We start from the raw sequence: 16,111 nt of genomic DNA, 5'->3' as shown, positions 1-16,111 counted from the left end.
CCAGCCCGTCCGGGGTGTGGGGCCGGTAGCGCCTTCCGGTGGCCGGCGGCTCTCGGGGCGCGGACACGGCAGTGTGCGGCGGCCCGTAGGGGTACCCCGGACGCGCGCCCCTCAAGTCGGCCCGCTAACTTGGGCAGCGTGGACAAGAAGAACGCCCTGCGCGCCGGCGCCCTGGCTGCCGGTACGACGCTGATGATGCTGCTCCTGTCGTCCCCTGCCCTCGCGCTCACGCGTGACGACGGCGACGACCCCGGCAAGGGCCTGAGCGTCATCGAGACGCTGGGTCTCTACGTCCTGATCCCGCTCGTGCTGTTCGCGGTCATCGCGGGCCTGGTCATGGTGCTGGACAAGTCCAAGATCCGGGTCACCAAGCCGGGCACGACGAAGGCCAAGGCGAAGGCCTGACCTCCGCTTCTCCACCGAGGGCGCCGGTCGCCTTCCGTACGTCCCGTGGCGGGGCGTACGGGAGCTGACCGGCGCCCTCGGCGCGTCGCTCAGGGGCTCGGCGCGGTCAGGTACCGCTGCAGGGTCGGCCCCAGCCACGCCAGGATCTCTTCCCGCGCCAGCGCCACCACCGGCGGCAGCCGCAGCACGTAACGGGTGAGTGCGAGCCCCATCAGCTGCGCGGCGCACAGCCCCGCCCGTGTCTGCACCTGCTCGGGGTCGGGGCACACCCGCTGGGCCACCGGTACCACCTGCTCCCGGAAGATGCCCTGCAGCCGTTCGGCCCCCGCCTTGTTGGTGATGCCGACCCGCAGCACCGCGGTGAGCTCCTCGTTCGCCTCCCAGATGGTCAGGAAGTGGGCCACCAGCGCCCGCCCGACCTCGGTGCGCGGCACCTGGGACACGTCGGGCATCCGCAGGTCGAGCGCGACGGCCGCCGCGAACAGGCCGTCCTTGTTGCCGAAGTAGCGCATGACCATGGACGGGTCGATACGCGCGTCCTTGGCGATGGCGCGGATGGTGGCGCGCTCGTAGCCGTCGGTGGCGAAGCGCTCGCGGGCCGCGGCCAGGATGGCTGAGCGGCTGGCGTCGGAGCGGCGCGTCGCCGAGCCGGTCGTGGGCTCAGTGCTTCTACTGGGGGTGCCGGTCATGACAACGAGCGTAGGCCAACATGTGTGGGCCAACAAGTGTTGACTCTCGCGCTCGCCCCGACCTACGGTTGTCAACAAGCGTTGGCCAACAATCGTTGGCCAGCACCTGGTGGTCAACAGCTGTTGGCCAACGCGTGAAGGCATCCAGAGGAGGCCCCCCATGAACGGCCCGACCGCCGCCCCCGCAACCTCCCGCGTGATCGTCGTCGGCTCCGGTCCCACCGGCCTGCTCCTGGCCGGTGACCTCGCCGTCGCCGGCGTCCCGGTCACCCTCCTGGAGAAGCGGCCCCACCGGATCAGCAACCTCTCCCGCGCCTTCGTCCTGCACGCCCGCGCCCTGGAGCAGCTCGACGCCCGCGCCGTCGCCGACGAACTGGAAGCCGTCGGCAAGCCGCTCGCCCGGCTCAACCTCTTCGACGGGCTCACCCTCGACCTCGGCGGCCTCCCCTCCCGTTTCCGGCATGTGCTGGTGATCCCGCAGTACGAGGTGGAGAAGGTGCTGGAGCGCCGCGCGGTCGAGGCGGGTGTCGACTTCCGTTACGAGTCCGAGGTGACGGGACTGACGCAGGACGCCGACGGGGTCACCGTGCACGTCAGGGGCGCCGCCGAACTGCGCGCCGGGTACGTCGTGGGCGCCGACGGGATGCGCAGTGCCGTGCGGGAGGCGATCGGGCTGCCGTTCCCGGGGAGGTCGGCCATCCGGTCCGTGGTCCTCGCCGACGTGCTGCTCGACGAGCAGCCCGAGACGCTGATCACGGCCGCCGCGGTCGGTGACGCGTTCGCCTTCCTGGCGCCCTTCGGCGACGGCTACCACCGTGTCATCTGCTGGCACCGCGGCCGTGACGTCCCCGACCACGAGCCGGTCGGCCTCGACGAGGTCAGGGAGATCACCCGGCTGGCCCTGGGCCGGGACTACGGGATGCGCGAGGCCCGCTGGATGTCCCGCTTCCACAGCGACGAGCGGCAGGCGCCCGGCTACCGGGTGGGCCGGGTCTTCCTGGCCGGCGACGCGGCGCATGTGCACACCCCGGCCGGCGGGCAGGGAATGAACACCGGTCTGCAGGACGCGGCCAACCTGAGCTGGAAGCTCGCCGCCGTGCTGCACGGCCACGCCACCCCCGACCTGCTCGACACCTACCAGACAGAACGGCACCCGGTCGGCAGGTCGGTACTGCGCAGCAGCGGCGCGATCGTCCGCCTGGCGATGGCCAAGGGCTGGCAGCTGCCGGTGCGTTCGGTGCTCGTGACCGCCCTCGACCGGCTGGCCCCCGTCCGGGCCAGGATCATGGGCCGGATCACCGGCGTCGGCTACCGGTACCCGGCCCCGAGGGGCGCCCACCCCCTCACCGGCGCGCGCGTTCCCGACCTCCCCCTGGCCGGCGGCGGCCGGCTCTACGAGGCCCTGCGCGGCGGCCGGTTCGTCCTGGTGACCCCGGGTGCGTACGACGCGGGGGAGGGGCGCGCGGACCGGCTGGCGGTGGCGCACTGGGCGAGCGACCGCGGTACGACGCTGCTGGTGCGGCCCGACGGGTACGCGGCCTGGGCGGCGGAGGGCGCCCGGGCCGCGGACATCGGGTCGGCGCTGGCCGCGCACGTCGGCTGAACGGACGTCATCGGCGGCGGACCGGCTCAGCCGACGGTGAAGTCGGTGACCTTGGTGTCCAGGGTGGTGCGGCCGTCCTTGGCGGTGGCGAGTGCGGCGACGTGCCAGGTGCCGTGCGGGGCCGACGCGGCGTCGGCGGCGGCCACCACGGCCTTGTACACGCACCGCGTGGTGTCCTTCTCGGCCGCCGCGCAGGTCGCCGACTCCACCCCGGCCATGTCCTTGGCGGTCAGCGGCTTCTTCGCGAACGGGGACTTCTCCGGCCAGGCCAGCACCTTGAGGCTCTTCACCCCGGAGGACGCGGTGACCTCGGTGGAGAAGGTGACCGAACCGTCCCGGCCGCCGTCGGGCGCGGTGTAGCGGGCGGTGCTGTGCGCGAAGGCGGGCGGCTGGTCCCCCGCGTAGGCGAGGGCGTAGGCGCCGGCGCCTCCGAGGACGACGACACCGGCGGCGACGGACAGAGCGATACGACGGGACATGATGGTTTCTCCGTAACTGAGAAGTGCCTCGACTGGCCGAACCGGCGCTCTGTGCCGCGCCGTTGCACCGATGCTCGCAATCCGCGGCCACCCCGGGCGTGAGCACGGGTACTCAACTCCGGCTAGGTGATGGGGAGTAGGTGACCCGGGGGCACCCTTGACAGTCGTTGCGCCGGGAGTTCCCATGGGGACGCTCAACGTCCTTGCCGAAAAGGGAGTTGAAATGCCGGCCAAGATCGAGATCCGCCCGCTGGACAAGAAGGAAACCACCGGGGACAGCAACGCCAACGGGACCTGACCGAAGAGTGGTGTGCGGCACCGTCCTCCCGGCGGCCCTGCCACCCCGGGCCGACCGGGGGCATGACGAAGGGGGCGCCCGAAGCCTCGGCCCCGGGCGCCCCCTTCGTCGTACCGTCGGCTACTCGGCCGCCGCGTCCGCCGCCTGGGCCCGCAGGGCGCGCTCGACGCCCGCACGGGACTCGGAGACGAGCCGGGCCAGGGCCGCGTTCGGCTGGGCCGCGTTCAGCCAGGTGTCCGTCTTGGTGACGGTCTCCTCGGAGACCTGGAGGGCCGGGTAGAGGCCGATCGCGATCTGCTGGGCGATCTCGTGGGAGCGGGTGTCCCACACCGACTTCAGGACCTCGAAGTACCGGTCCGTGTACGGCGCCAGCAGCTCACGCTGGTCGGTCTGGACGAAGCCGCCGATCACCGCCTCCTGCACGGCGTTCGGCAGCTTGTCGGAGTCGATGACCGACGCCCACGCCTCGGCCTTCGCCTCCTCGGTCGGACGGGCGGCCCTGGCGGTGGCCGCGTGGCGCTCGCCGGCGGCCGTCTTGTCCCGCTCGTACTCGCCCGCGATCTCCGCCTCGTCGAACCGGCCGACCGCGGCCAGCCGCTCCACGAACGCCCAGCGCAGGTCGGTGTCGACCGCCAGGCCCTCGATGGTGTGGGTGCCCTCCAGCAGGCTGTCCAGGAGGTCCAGCTGCTCCGGGGTGCGGGCGGTCGTCGCGAACGCGCGGGCCCAGGCCAGCTGGTGGTCGCTCGCCGGGGCGGCGGACCGCAGATGGGCGAGGGTGGCGTCGGTCCAGCGGGTGAGCAGGGCCTCACGGGCGGTCGGGTCGGCGTACAGCTCGACGGCCAGCTTCACCTGGCGGTGCAGCGACTGCACGACACCGATGTCGGACTCCTTGCCGATACCGGCCAGCACCAGGGACAGGTACTCCCGGGCGGGCAGTTCGGCGTCGCGGGTCATGTCCCAGGCCGACGCCCAGCACAGCGCCCGGGGCAGGGAGGACTCGAAGTCGCCCAGGTGCTCCGTCACGAAGTGCAGCGACCGCTCGTCCAGACGGACCTTCGCGTACGACAGGTCGTCGTCGTTGAGCAGGAACACCGCCGGCCGGCGGCGGCCGGTCAGCTGCGGTACGGCGGTCAGCTCGCCGTCCACGTCCAGCTCGATCCGGTCGGTGCGGACCAGCTTGCCGCTCGTCTCGTCCAGGTCGTACAGGCCGACCGCGATCCGGTGCGGGCGCAGGACCGGCTCGCCCTTGGCACCGGCGGGCAGCGCCGGGGCCTCCTGGCGGATCGCGAAGGAGGTGACCACACCGTCGGCGTCCGTCTCGACCTCGGGGCGCAGGATGTTGATCCCGGCGGTCTGCAGCCACTTCTGCGACCAGGTGCTCAGGTCACGGCCGGAGGTCTCCTCCAGGGCGCCCAGCAGGTCGGACAGGCGCGTGTTGCCGAACGCGTGCCGCTTGAAGTACGCCTGCACGCCCGTGAAGAACTCGTCCATGCCGACGTAGGCGACGAGCTGCTTCAGGACGGACGCGCCCTTGGCGTAGGTGATGCCGTCGAAGTTGACGAGGACGTCGTCCAGGTCGCGGATCTCGGCCATGATCGGGTGCGTGGAGGGCAGCTGGTCCTGCCGGTACGCCCAGGTCTTCATGGAGTTGGCGAACGTCGTCCACGAGTGCGGCCAGCGCGAGCCGGGCGCGTACGCCTGGCAGGCGATGGAGGTGTAGGTGGCGAACGACTCGTTCAGCCACAGGTCGTTCCACCACTCCATGGTGACCAGGTCGCCGAACCACATGTGGGCCAGCTCGTGCAGGATGGTCTCGGCCCGCGTCTCGTACGCCGCGTCGGTCACCTTGGACCGGAAGACGTACTGGTCGCGGATGGTCACCGCGCCCGCGTTCTCCATCGCGCCCGCGTTGAACTCCGGCACGAACAGCTGGTCGTACTTCTTGAACGGGTACGCGTAGTCGAACTTCTCCTGGAACCAGTCGAAGCCCTGCCGGGTCACCTCGAAGATCGCGTCCGAGTCCAGGAACTCGGCGAGCGAGGGCCGGCAGTAGATGCCGAGCGGCACGCTCTGCCCGTCCTTCTCGTACACGCTGTGCACGGAGTGGTACGGGCCGACGATCAGCGCGGTGATGTACGACGAGATGCGCGGCGTCGGCTCGAAGACCCAGACGTCGTCCTTGGGCTCGGGCGTCGGCGAGTTGGAGATGACGGTCCAGCCGCTCGGCGCCTTCACCGTGAACTGGAAGGTCGCCTTGAGGTCCGGCTGCTCGAAGCTGGCGAACACGCGGCGCGCGTCCGGCACCTCGAACTGGGTGTAGAGGTAGGCCTGCTCGTCGACCGGGTCGACGAACCGGTGCAGGCCCTCGCCCGTGTTGGTGTACGCGCAGTCGGCGACGACCCGCAGGACGTTACGGCCCGCCAGCAGGCCCGGCAGCGCGATCCGGGAGTCCTCGAAGACCTCGGCGGCCTCGAGCGGGTCGCCGTTCAGGGTGACCTCGTGGACGGCCGGGGCCACCAGGTCGATGAAGGAAGCGGCGCCTGCTTCGGCGACGTCGAAGCGCACCGTGGTCACGGACCGGTAGGTACCGCCCTCCTGCGCGCCGGAGAGGTCGAGATCGATCTCGTACGAGTCAACGGTGAGCAGCTTCGCCCGCTGCTGTGCCTCTTCGCGAGTCAGGTTTGTGCCAGGCACGCGGTCATCTCCTCGTTATGTGTGGGTTGCGCCATCCTTCCACGGCGGCCCGGCCCCGGGCGACGAGGGAAAACCCCAGAGATCGCCCGGACCGGAGGCGTCAGGCGGCGGTCGTGCCGCCGTCGACCGGCATCGCCGCGCCGGTGACGAAGGAGGAACGGTCGCTGCACAGCCACAGCGCGGCCTCGGCGACCTCGGCCGGGCCGGCCATCCGCTTCTGCAGGGTCTCGCCCTCGAACCGCTCCCGCAGCTCCGGCAGCGTCCGCACGGCCCGGTCCATCATCTCGGTGCGGGTGCTGCCCACCACCAGCGCGTTGACGCGGATACCGCGCTGCGCGTACTCGGCCGCGGCCGCCCGGGTGAGCCCGAGGACGGCGTGCTTGGCGGCCACGTACGCCGCCGACGCCCCGGTCGCCCGCTGCCCCGCGACACTCGACGTGTTGACGATCGTGCCGCCGGACCCGAGCATCTCGGGGATCTGGAAGCGCAGGCAGTTCCAGACCCCGCGCACGTTGACGTCCATGGTCTGCTCGTAGACGTCCTGGCCGGTCTCGTGCAGCTCGGTGCCGGCGGTGCCGAACCCGGCGTTGTTGAAGGCGCAGTCCAGGCGGCCGAAGGCGGCCACGGCCGTACGGACGACCCGCTCGACGTCCTCGGCGGACGCCACGTCCGCCGGTACGGCCAGGGCCCGGCCGCCGCCGGCGTCGATCTCCTCGGCCAGCGCCCGCAGCCGGTCCGCGCGCCGGGCCGTCAGCACGACGGCCGCACCCTCCCGCGCGAACAGCCGCGCGGCGGCCGCCCCGATCCCGCTGGACGCACCGGTGATCATGGCGACCTTGCCGTCGAGGACGCGTGACGCGGCACAGGACGGCTGGGTGTTGCTCATGTGTGGTGGCTCCCCTTGACGAAGGACGTGAGGAACCGCGCCCCGCAAGGGGCGCGGGGCTGTGCCGATGTGCGGCTCCGCCGCGTGGGCGCGACCAGCCAGAACGGGTGCCGCACTCGCCCGACGGCGGTACGCGGCACCCCCTGAGGCGCCCGGCCCCCCTACTTCGCGGACAGCTCCGCCGCCACCAGCTCGGCGATCTGCACGGCGTTCAGCGCGGCGCCCTTGCGGAGGTTGTCGTTGGAGATGAACAGCGCGAGCCCGTTGTCCACCGTCTCGTCGCGGCGGATCCGGCCGACGTACGACGGGTCCTGGCCGGCCGCCTGCAGCGGGGTCGGGATGTCGGAGAGCTCGACGCCCGGGGCTTCCGCGAGCAGCTCGGTGGCGCGCTCGGGGCTGATCGGGCGGGCGAAGCGGGCGTTGACCTGGAGGGAGTGGCCGGAGAACACCGGCACGCGGACGCAGGTGCCGGAGACCTTCAGCTCGGGAAGTTCCAGGATCTTGCGGGACTCGTGGCGCAGCTTCTGCTCCTCGTCGGTCTCGTTCAGACCGTCGTCGACGAGGTTGCCGGCGAAGGGGAGGACGTTGAAGGCGATGGGCCGCTTGTAGACCTGCGGCTCGGGGAAGTCGACCGCCGCGCCGTCGTGGGTGAGCTTGTCCGCGTCGGCGGCGACCTTCTGCACCTGCCCGTGCAGCTCCGCGACGCCCGCCAGACCGGAGCCGGACACCGCCTGGTAGGTGGTGGCGACCAGCGCCTGCAGGCCCGCCTCCGCGTCCAGCGCCTTCAGGACCGGCATCGCGGCCATCGTGGTGCAGTTCGGGTTGGCGATGATGCCCTTGGGGCGGTCGGCGATCGCGTGCGGGTTGACCTCGGAGACGACCAGCGGGACCGCGGGGTCCTTGCGCCAGGCGGAGGAGTTGTCGATGACGACGGCACCCTGGGCGGCGACCTGTTCCGCGAGCGCCCTGGAGGTGGCCCCGCCCGCCGAGAACAGCACGATGTCCAGGCCGGTGTAGTCGGCGGTCGCCGCGTCCTCCACGGTCACGCCGTCCAGCACGGTCCCGGCGGAGCGGGCCGAGGCGAACAGCCGCAGCTCGGTGACGGGGAAGTCGCGCTCCGTGAGGATCCTGCGCATGACCGTGCCGACCTGACCGGTGGCTCCGACGATTCCGACCCTCACGGTGACTCCCTCTGCAGACGTTGACGTGTGCCTTCGGCCTTTCCATCATGCGGCCGACCCGGGTCAGCCTGTCCAATTCTTTGCCCGCCATGCCCGCCGAGCGGACCTCACGGCCTGCGGAACTCCCGCCGGAACCCACGCTGAGCTGCAGAAATTACCTCTCCGTGGGCTTCGTGCCGCAAGCTGTGCCGCGTGGCGCGCCGGTGTGACGTACGCCTCGGAAAAGATTTCCGGGAGCCGTCCGAACGTTTCCGGGGGCCGCGGCGTCGTAGGGGAAACGCGGTGAGGGGGGTGGGTTGTGCTGCGCAGAAAGGCCCGCCGGGCCCAGGGGGACCAGCACGGTGATCCTCTGGACGCGGACCAGGAGCGCCGGGTACGGGCGGTGCTCGCGCTGGGCGGCGTACCGCAGGCGGACCTGCTGGACGGGGTACAGCAGGTCCGCCTGCGGCTGCTGGAGCGGGCCGCGAGCGGCCGGGAGGCACCGCGGGACGTCTCGGCGTGGGCGGCGGTGGTCGCCTCCAACCTCGCCATGGACTGGCACCGCGCCAAGCGCCGCCAGGAACGCCTCGGCGAACGCCTGGCCGCTCTCCGCATCCCCGACCACACCTCCGGCGAGGACAGCAGCGTGCTCTCCGTCGCCGTCGCCCGCGGCCTGGACGAACTGCCGGACGCCCAGCGCCAGGTCCTCGTCCTGCGCTTCTACGCCGACCTGCCGGTGCGCGGCATAGCCGAGGAACTCGGCATCCCCGAGGGCACGGTCAAGAGCCGGCTGCACACGGCGGTACGCGCCCTGCGCGCCCGCCTGCACGAGGACGAGGTGGTGTGACCATGCCCGCCGAACACGACGGCCACGACGGCGAGATCCGGGACGACGGCCACGGCCGCCGCGACGGCGAGATCCGGGACGACGGCCACGGCCGCCGCGACGGGTACGGCCGGGGCGAGACGCGGGACGGGTTCTGCGGTGGTGCCGCCGGCGACGCCGACGCCCTGCTCGCCGTTCTCCTGGACGAGCCGCTCTCCGACGGGCAGCGTGCCGACCCCGGCTTCATGGCCGAGCACCGGGCCGCCGCCGCCGACGTGGCGCTGTTGCGCGCGCAGCTCGGGAGCATCGGGGACGCCCTGGCCGAGTCGCCGCGCCCGGAACCCCGGCCCCGGCCGAAGCCCCGGCCGCGCCCCCGCCTCTGGCAGCACCCCCAGGTCCGCTCGCTCGGCCTGGTCGGTGCGCTCGCCGCCGCGTTCGTCTCGGCCGTGTTCGGTATCGGCTGGCTCTCGGCGAACGGCGTCGACGACAAGGCGTCCGGCAGCAGCGCCGACAGCGCGGCCGGCAGCGCGGCGGTGGGCGTACCGGGCAAGGAGGTCCTGGGCGGCGCCCGCTACCTGGCCTGCGCCCGGCTGGTCGTCGAGGGCACGGTGACCGGTGTGCGCCGGCTCCCGCAGGGCGGCGGCGAACGCGTCACGCTCAAGGTGACCCACGCCTACAAACCGGCGAAGACCGGTGAGGAGGTCGACGTCCTCTTCGCGGCCGGCGCCGACCCCCGGATCCGTACCGGCGTCCGCCTCCTCGTCGGCGTCACGGCCGGACAGCAGGAGCCCGACCGGTACGCGGTCGGCGAAGCGGAGATCGCCCCGGAGCGGTCCTGGATCGTCCACGACCTGCCCGAGTCGCGCACCCTGAGCTGCCGGAAGTGAGAACCGGAACGGGGAAGGGGCGGGCGCCCCGAAGGACGCCCGCCCCGGCACCGCGGCCGTTGCCGCTACTGCGTGACCTTCTCGATCTTCACGCTGCCGATGCCCGCGACCGTGCCGCGCGCGTCGACCAGCTGGACCCGGCCGAAGAACTCACGTCCCTCGGGGGCCGCGGTGGCCGCCGTGACCCGGCCGGTCACCGTGGCCGAGGCGCCCGTGCCGAGCTTGACCGGCGTCGACCCGTCGACCGAGACCGTGCCGAGCGCGGCGGAGAAGAACACGTCCCGGTAGTCGTAGTCGGTGGTGCCCGACGGGACCGAGTAACCGGTGACCTTGACGGTGTACGTGCCGGCGGCCGGCGAGGCGATGGACACCGCCTCCTCCGAGTCGCCGTCGGCGGACTGCGCGACCTGCTTGCCGGACGCGTCGAACACCGCCAGGTCGAGGTCGGCGGCCGTGTCGGAGACGCCGCCGATGGCCACGTCCAGCGACTGCGCACCCGCCGGCACGGTCACCGTGGTGCTCTGGACCTCACCCTCCTTGATCGAGGGGCGGGTCGTCTTCGAGGAGCCGAGCGGGCCGCCGACCAGCTTGCCGTCGAGCGCGGCGAACTTGTTGGTCACCTTCCAGGAGGCGTCGGCCGGGACGCCGGCCTTGGCCTCGGGCAGGGTCACGGTCTCCGGGTCGAAGGCCGCGCCGAGCACGGTGGCGTCCAGGCGGTAGGGGTTGTCGAGCAGCGGCGAGGTGCGGCGCGCCTCGACCTCGATCTCCCAGACCCCGGCCTGCGGGTCGGCGTAGGAGCGGACGTCCGGCTTGCAGCCGTTGCCGTCGAGGTAGTTGTTGTAGCAGTACGGGGTGCCGGTGTCCTCGACCGGGACGCCGTACGGGTGGATGGAGATGAACCGCGTCTGGCTCTTGGCGGCCAGCCCGCTGATCGCGACCTCCAGCGACTTGGCGCCCTCGGGCACGGTCACGAAGTACGAGGTGGAGCTGTTGCGCTGCACCGAACCGGACGTGGCCCAGGTGTAGTCGACGGGCGCCGACACCACGACGGTCGTCAGGATCTGCTTGTCCACGCCCTCGGTCTTCGGGTCGTCGACCTCCAGGATCGCCGACTTGATGCCCGAACTCTTCGCCCGCGCCTGCACCTTGACCGTCACCGGCTGGTTCAGCGGCAGTTTCACCTCGTCCGAGCCGAGGATCTTGAAGGTGTGCCCGGCGTTGTTCTCGAAGTGCAGCTCGTGCCGGACCGCCTTGTCCGCGCCGGAGGTCCGGGTGATGGTGACGTCGTACGTCTTCTTCTGCCCGGCCTTCAGGCCGCCCTCACGGTCGTACAGGCCGGTGCCGTAGCCCGGGGTCTTCAGCGCGTAGTCGATCGCGGTGTCGACCGGCGCCTTGACGGTGTATCCGTGCGCGGTGGCGTGGTCACGGATGGCGTCCCACGCGTCGACGATGTCGATGCGGCCCGCGCCCTCCTCGTACGCCTGCACGTCCTTGATGTGGTGGGCGGTCGAGGTCAGGGCCGTGCGCAGGTCGGCGGGGGAGAGGCTGATCCCCTTCTCCTTCGCCGCCGACAGCAGCAGGGCGGAGGCTCCCGCGGCCTGCGGGGAGGCCATCGAGGTGCCCTGGAGCATGGAGTAGCCGGCCGGCAGCGAGTAGCCCGACTCGGCGACCGGGGAGCCCGGCAGCCAGGTCTGGGTGGTGTTGATCGCGGCGCCGGGGGCGACCAGCGTCGGCGTGAAGCCGCCGTCCTCACGCGGACCGCGCGAGGAGAACGGCAGCAGCTGGTACTTCGTGGTCACCTGGGAGCCGTAGTTGGAGGCCCAGGTGTCCCTGGAGATGCCCGCGCCGACCGAGATGACCTTGTCGGCGAGTCCCGGGTCACCGATGGTGTTCGCGCCCGGGCCGGAGTTGCCCGCGGAGATCACCAGCTGCACGCCGTAGGTGTCGATGAGCCGGGTGTACAGCTCGGCGCGCGCGTTGTTGCCGTCGTTCAGGGCCGGGAGGCCGCCGATCGACATGTTGACGATGTCGACGCCCCGGTTGGCGACCAGGTCGATCATGCCCTCGGTGAGCGCGACGTTGGTGCAGCCGCCGGTCCAGGTGCAGGCCCGGGAGGAGACGATCTTCGCGCCGGGAGCCGCGCCGTTCATCTTGCCGCCGAACAGGCCGTTGGCGGCGGTGATGCCGGCGACGTGGGTGCCGTGCTCGGACTCGATGACCCCGATGTTGACGAAGTCGGCCGTCTTGCCGACCCAGTCCCCGCCGAACGGGTCCATGGGGACGTCCTTGCGGATCTGCACGACGAACGGCTGCCGCTCGACGACGTCGGTCGCCGGGTTGTCGGTGCCGAAGTAGCCGACCTGGTAGCCGTCCTTGTACGGCTTCATCGGCGTGTCGTCGGAGAAGTCGTTGTTGTTGTTCAGGTCGACGGTGACCGTGCCGGCCGCCGGGTCGTAGAGCACGCCCCAGCTGTCGGTGGTGTCCCCGTCCCGGTTGGCGTCACCGGCCGCGTCGCCACCCGTGGTGTACGACTCCTTGAAGGTGCTGACCTGGTACGACCCGGCGGGCGCCGTCCAGGTCTTGCCCGCGTAGCCGAAGCTCGGCCCGGACACGGCCGTGACCATGGGCCGCCAGGTCTGGTCGCTGTCGACGATCGGGTCGGTCGAGGTCACCCAGTCGACGATCTTCCGCTCGCCCGTGGTGGTCTTCTGCAGCGCCGGGTGGCCGAGGTCGACGCCGGAGTCCAGGATGCCGATCGTGATGCCCCGGCCGTCCGCCTTCGGGTGGTCCTTGACGAAGTCGACGGCGCCCGTCTCGAAGGAGGGGTTGTAGGGGTTCTCGGCGGGGGTGTTCTTCCCCGGCGCCGGGTAGGTCTTCGCGGCCTTGGCCGACTTGGCGGTGTCCGACACCGCCGGGTCGTCGAGCTGGATCTCCTGGCGCAGGTCGATCGCGTGCACCGAGGACAGCTTCGCGGCGGCGGCGATCGCCGAGTCCGCCCGGCCGGTGGGGACGGTGGCGCGGACATAGCCGAGCTTGTCGTACGTACGGCCCACCGAGCCGCCCTTGACGCCGTCCAGCTCCCGGGCGACCTGCGCGGTCTGCCCCGGTGCGGTCGCGATCATCATCGTGACGTTCTTGGTGCCGTCGGCCTTGGCCTCGGCGAGCAGTTCGGCGTCGTCCGAACCGAGCTTGTCGTGGGCCGACTTGGCGTCCGCGGTGGCGGTGGCGGCCGGGGCCTGCGTCGCGGCGGCGGCCAGGGGTATCGGCCCGGCTGCGGAGAGCGCGGCCACGACACCGACGGCCAGGGCCATGCGGCCCATGCGTCTGTGGCCCGGTATCGGGTCGTGCTGGGGGCTGAGGGTCATCTGCATCCCTTGTAGGTAAAGGAACGAGCATGGAGCGGCCGGAACCTGGTCAAGAACCGGCACGTAGGCGCACAGCTTTCCCCAAGGGAACCGCCTTTTGGGAACGTTGACCGAATCGATATGAACGTATGGGGAAAACCCCCTATCTGTGTCCTTGCTGTGCGCGGAAATCCTGTTGGCCGTCGCCGCCCGGCGCCTCTAACGTGCGGATGTGCGCGAGAAGCTGAGGGTGGCGGCCTACGCCGTGTGCGTCCGCGACGGACAGATCCTGCTCGCCCGGTCACCCGACGACGACGGCACCCCCGAGTGGGTGCTGCCCGGCGGCGGCATGGAGCACGGCGAGGACCCGTACGACACGGTCCGCCGCGAGCTCATGGAGGAGACCGGCTACCGCATCGAGGTGACCGGACTGCTGGGTATCGACTCCTACCGGCACCACTTCGCCGCGGAGGGCCCGCTGCGTCTGCCCACCGACCACCACAGCGTGCGGATCATCTACACCGGTGAGATCGTCGGCGGCGAACTGCGCAACGAGATCGGCGGCTCCACCGACATGGCCGCCTGGCAGGACCTGATGGCCGTGCGGGACCTGCGGCGCGTCCGGCTGGTCGACGTCGCGCTGCGGCTGTGGTCGGAGCGGCCGGCGGCGGGACGGTTTGCACAGGAGCAGTCGTGAGCGCCGAAGGCCGGTCGTGAGCGCCGGAGACCTTCCCCTTCCCTGGCAGATGAACGCGGAGTAACCGGCCCCCGGCCGCCCGCAATCCGCTCCATGACCGGTCCCCACCTCACCTGATCCACGTACGGTGATCGGCGTTGCACGTTGCCGCCGCGTTCACGCACAGGCCATCCCCGGTGCCAACGATCCAGAGTGAGCGGGAAGTTCGCGGAAGCGATCGCCCGCGACCACTGTCGGACGCGTTCGCACTCGGGGAGACCGCGCCATGCCGCGCATACGCTCAGTCGCCACCTCCGCGGCCCAGAAGGGCCGCGAGGCACTGGAGATCAACCGTCGTACCGTGCTCGCCACCGCCGGAGCCGTCTCGCTCTCCGCCGGCGTCGGCTACGCCCTGCGCCCCACCGACAGCCAGGCCGCGCCCGCCGCGGCCGACGAGCCGCAGCCGGTCGCCGAGGGCCGAAGGGCCGCCGCGGCGCCCCTCGCGCCGTACACCAAGGGCACCACCCTCGCCTCCGTCGCCGCGCCCCGCACCGGCTCCGGCTACCGGCGGCTCGGCGACGGCGCCGGCTGGTCGCGGGTGCTCCGCTCCGACCTGGCCGCCGCCAAGTCCGGCCGGGCGGGCCGCCGCACCGCCCTGGCCGCGTTCGTGCAGTTCACCGACCTGCATCTGATGGACGTCCAGCACCCGCTGCGCCTGGAGTACCTGCGCGCCCACGACCCGCACGCCTGGCGCCCCCACGAGGCGCTCACCGTGCCCGGCGCCATCTCCCTCGTCGAGCGCGTGAACGCGCTGCGCGGCGCCCCCGTCACCGGCTCCGCGCTGCACTTCGTGATGACGACCGGCGACAACACCGACAACAACGCCCACTCCGAGCTGGAGTGGTTCATGAAGGTGATGAGCGGCGGCCGGATCACCCCCAACAGTGGTGACCCCAAGCACTACGAAGGTGTCCAGAACAGCGGCCTGAAGCTGTACTGGCAGGCGAGCTCCACCGTCCGCGACGGCGACAAGGCGCTCGGCTTCCCGCACCTGGCGGGCTTCCTCGCCGCCGCGATCCGCGAGGTGAACAGCCCCGGTCTCAACCTCCCCTGGTACTCCACCGTCGGCAACCACGACGCGCTGCCGCTCGGCTGCTTCGGCTCCCACGCCGACCCGTACCTGGCGGCGGCCGCCATCGCCGGCAAGAAGCTGATGACGGTGACCGACGCCGAGGCCAGGAAGCTCCAGGACTCCATCCGCAACGCCCGGGACCCCAAGGGCAGCGGCTACCGCGACTTCCTGAAGGCCCACGCCCGGTCGGCGCGCTCGGTCACGGCGGACGAGAAGCGCGCCCCCTACACGGCGTCGGACTACCTCAAGGCCCACCTGGACCCGGCCTACCAGGGCCTCGGTCCGGTCGGCCACGGCTACTCGAGCGCGAACGTGGCCGCGGGCACCCAGTACTACGCCTTCCGTATCTCCGACGACGTCATCGGCATCAGCCTCGACACGACGGACGCCGGCGGCCACTACGACGGATCGATCGGAACGGCCCAGCTGGCCTGGCTGGAGAAGACGCTGAAGGAGAACAAGGACTCCTACGCCGTCGTCTTCAGCCACCACACCAGCCAGACGATGACCAACACCCGCCCCGACCCGGCCCACCCGGGCGACCGCCGCCACTCGGGCGCCGAGCTGGTCACCCTCCTCAACCGGCACGCCCATGTGCTCGCCTGGGTGAACGGCCACATCCACCGCAACCTCATCACCCCGCACAAGGCCTCGAACGGCAACTCCTTCTGGGAGATCACCACCGCCTCGCACGTGGACCACCCGCAGCTGGCGCGGGTCGTGGAGCTGGCGGACAACAAGGACGGCACGGTCTCCCTCTTCACCACCCTGATCGAGTCCGCCGCACCCCACCGCACGGACTTCTCCGACCTCTCCCAGACCGGCCTCGCGGCCCTCTACCGGGAACTGGCCTTCAACGCCCCCGGTTCCAGCAAGGTCCTGGGCGGCAACCCGGCGGACCGGAACACGGAGCTGGTCCTCAAGAAGGGCTGAAACTCACCCAACCGGCCCACAGCCGGGCAACCTCGCCGATCACGGCGGTGTCCCTTCCCCCGACCGAGTGCGACGACCGCGTCGACTCGACCGGTGACC

12 protein-coding genes are annotated in these 16,111 nt (G+C 71.6%); 6 read left to right on the top strand and 6 right to left on the bottom strand.

Going from position 1 to position 16,111, the window contains the following annotated elements; all coding sequences use genetic code 11:
• The first annotated feature begins 138 nt into the window (after positions 1 to 138).
• Positions 139 to 405 (top strand): hypothetical protein, encoded by a 267-nt coding sequence (locus tag ACWDGI_RS05840; protein ID WP_360483747.1) that lies wholly within the window; start codon positions 139 to 141, stop codon positions 403 to 405.
• Between the two features lie 89 nt (positions 406 to 494).
• On the opposite strand, the gene ACWDGI_RS05835 is transcribed toward ACWDGI_RS05840, so the two are convergent.
• Positions 495 to 1,094, bottom strand: coding sequence for a TetR/AcrR family transcriptional regulator (locus ACWDGI_RS05835; RefSeq protein ID WP_450755731.1), 600 nt, complete (start codon positions 1,092 to 1,094; stop codon positions 495 to 497).
• Positions 1,095 to 1,254: 160 nt separating this feature from the next.
• Between ACWDGI_RS05835 and ACWDGI_RS05830 the strand changes: the two genes are divergently transcribed.
• Positions 1,255 to 2,697 (top strand): FAD-dependent monooxygenase, encoded by a 1,443-nt coding sequence (locus ACWDGI_RS05830; RefSeq protein ID WP_450755727.1) that lies wholly within the window; start codon positions 1,255 to 1,257, stop codon positions 2,695 to 2,697.
• Positions 2,698 to 2,723: 26 nt separating this feature from the next.
• Here ACWDGI_RS05830 and ACWDGI_RS05825 read toward each other — a convergent pair whose 3' ends face one another.
• The 4 genes from ACWDGI_RS05825 to ACWDGI_RS05810 form a co-directional block, all read right to left on the bottom strand.
• Positions 2,724 to 3,176, bottom strand: coding sequence for a DUF5707 domain-containing protein (locus ACWDGI_RS05825; RefSeq protein ID WP_450755725.1), 453 nt, complete (start codon positions 3,174 to 3,176; stop codon positions 2,724 to 2,726).
• A gap of 418 nt (positions 3,177 to 3,594) precedes the next feature.
• On the bottom strand, positions 3,595 to 6,168 hold the full coding sequence (pepN, locus tag ACWDGI_RS05820; RefSeq protein WP_450755723.1) for an aminopeptidase N: 2,574 nt from the start codon (positions 6,166 to 6,168) through the stop codon (positions 3,595 to 3,597).
• A 100-nt stretch (positions 6,169 to 6,268) separates the two neighbouring features.
• Positions 6,269 to 7,054 carry an SDR family NAD(P)-dependent oxidoreductase gene (locus ACWDGI_RS05815; protein ID WP_450755721.1) on the bottom strand — a complete coding sequence of 262 codons (786 nt, stop codon included), beginning with the start codon at positions 7,052 to 7,054 and terminating at the stop codon, positions 6,269 to 6,271.
• 161 nt (positions 7,055 to 7,215) lie between these two features.
• Positions 7,216 to 8,235, bottom strand: coding sequence for an aspartate-semialdehyde dehydrogenase (locus ACWDGI_RS05810; RefSeq protein WP_450755719.1), 1,020 nt, complete (start codon positions 8,233 to 8,235; stop codon positions 7,216 to 7,218).
• A 298-nt stretch (positions 8,236 to 8,533) separates the two neighbouring features.
• Here ACWDGI_RS05810 and ACWDGI_RS05805 point away from each other — a divergent pair, with 298 nt between their 5' ends.
• Positions 8,534 to 9,061: an RNA polymerase sigma factor gene (locus ACWDGI_RS05805; protein ID WP_450755717.1), complete on the top strand. Its 528-nt coding sequence runs from the start codon at positions 8,534 to 8,536 to the stop codon at positions 9,059 to 9,061.
• A 2-nt stretch (positions 9,062 to 9,063) separates the two neighbouring features.
• Positions 9,064 to 9,927 carry a hypothetical protein gene (locus tag ACWDGI_RS05800; protein WP_450755715.1) on the top strand — a complete coding sequence of 288 codons (864 nt, stop codon included), beginning with the start codon at positions 9,064 to 9,066 and terminating at the stop codon, positions 9,925 to 9,927.
• A 65-nt stretch (positions 9,928 to 9,992) separates the two neighbouring features.
• Here the strand turns inward: ACWDGI_RS05800 and ACWDGI_RS05795 are convergent, their stop codons facing one another.
• Positions 9,993 to 13,292: a S8 family serine peptidase gene (locus ACWDGI_RS05795; protein ID WP_450755713.1), complete on the bottom strand. Its 3,300-nt coding sequence runs from the start codon at positions 13,290 to 13,292 to the stop codon at positions 9,993 to 9,995.
• A gap of 211 nt (positions 13,293 to 13,503) precedes the next feature.
• Between ACWDGI_RS05795 and ACWDGI_RS05790 the strand changes: the two genes are divergently transcribed.
• The gene (locus ACWDGI_RS05790) at positions 13,504 to 13,968 is read left to right on the top strand and encodes an NUDIX hydrolase (protein WP_450755711.1); all 465 of its coding nucleotides are present in this window, start codon (positions 13,504 to 13,506) and stop codon (positions 13,966 to 13,968) included.
• A gap of 265 nt (positions 13,969 to 14,233) precedes the next feature.
• On the top strand, positions 14,234 to 16,012 hold the full coding sequence (locus ACWDGI_RS05785; protein WP_450755709.1) for a TIGR03767 family metallophosphoesterase: 1,779 nt from the start codon (positions 14,234 to 14,236) through the stop codon (positions 16,010 to 16,012).
• Positions 16,013 to 16,111 lie beyond the last annotated feature (99 nt).

It is taken from the genome of Streptomyces sp. NPDC001220, from assembly GCF_053597895.1.
Note: the sequence above shows the minus strand (reverse complement) of the source record. Positions and strands in the feature narration are given on the sequence as shown.

Excerpts from the sequence above, each read along its gene's own strand:
- ACWDGI_RS05795 (WP_450755713.1), bottom strand. The coding sequence starts at position 13,292 with ATGACCCTCAGCCCCCAGCACGACCCGATACCGGGCCACAGACGCATG.
- ACWDGI_RS05830 (WP_450755727.1), top strand. The coding sequence starts at position 1,255 with ATGAACGGCCCGACCGCCGCCCCCGCAACCTCCCGCGTGATCGTCGTC.
- ACWDGI_RS05785 (WP_450755709.1), top strand. The coding sequence starts at position 14,234 with ATGCCGCGCATACGCTCAGTCGCCACCTCCGCGGCCCAGAAGGGCCGC.
- ACWDGI_RS05815 (WP_450755721.1), bottom strand. The coding sequence starts at position 7,054 with ATGAGCAACACCCAGCCGTCCTGTGCCGCGTCACGCGTCCTCGACGGC.
- ACWDGI_RS05800 (WP_450755715.1), top strand. The coding sequence starts at position 9,064 with ATGCCCGCCGAACACGACGGCCACGACGGCGAGATCCGGGACGACGGC.
- ACWDGI_RS05825 (WP_450755725.1), bottom strand. The coding sequence starts at position 3,176 with ATGTCCCGTCGTATCGCTCTGTCCGTCGCCGCCGGTGTCGTCGTCCTC.
- ACWDGI_RS05835 (WP_450755731.1), bottom strand. The coding sequence starts at position 1,094 with ATGACCGGCACCCCCAGTAGAAGCACTGAGCCCACGACCGGCTCGGCG.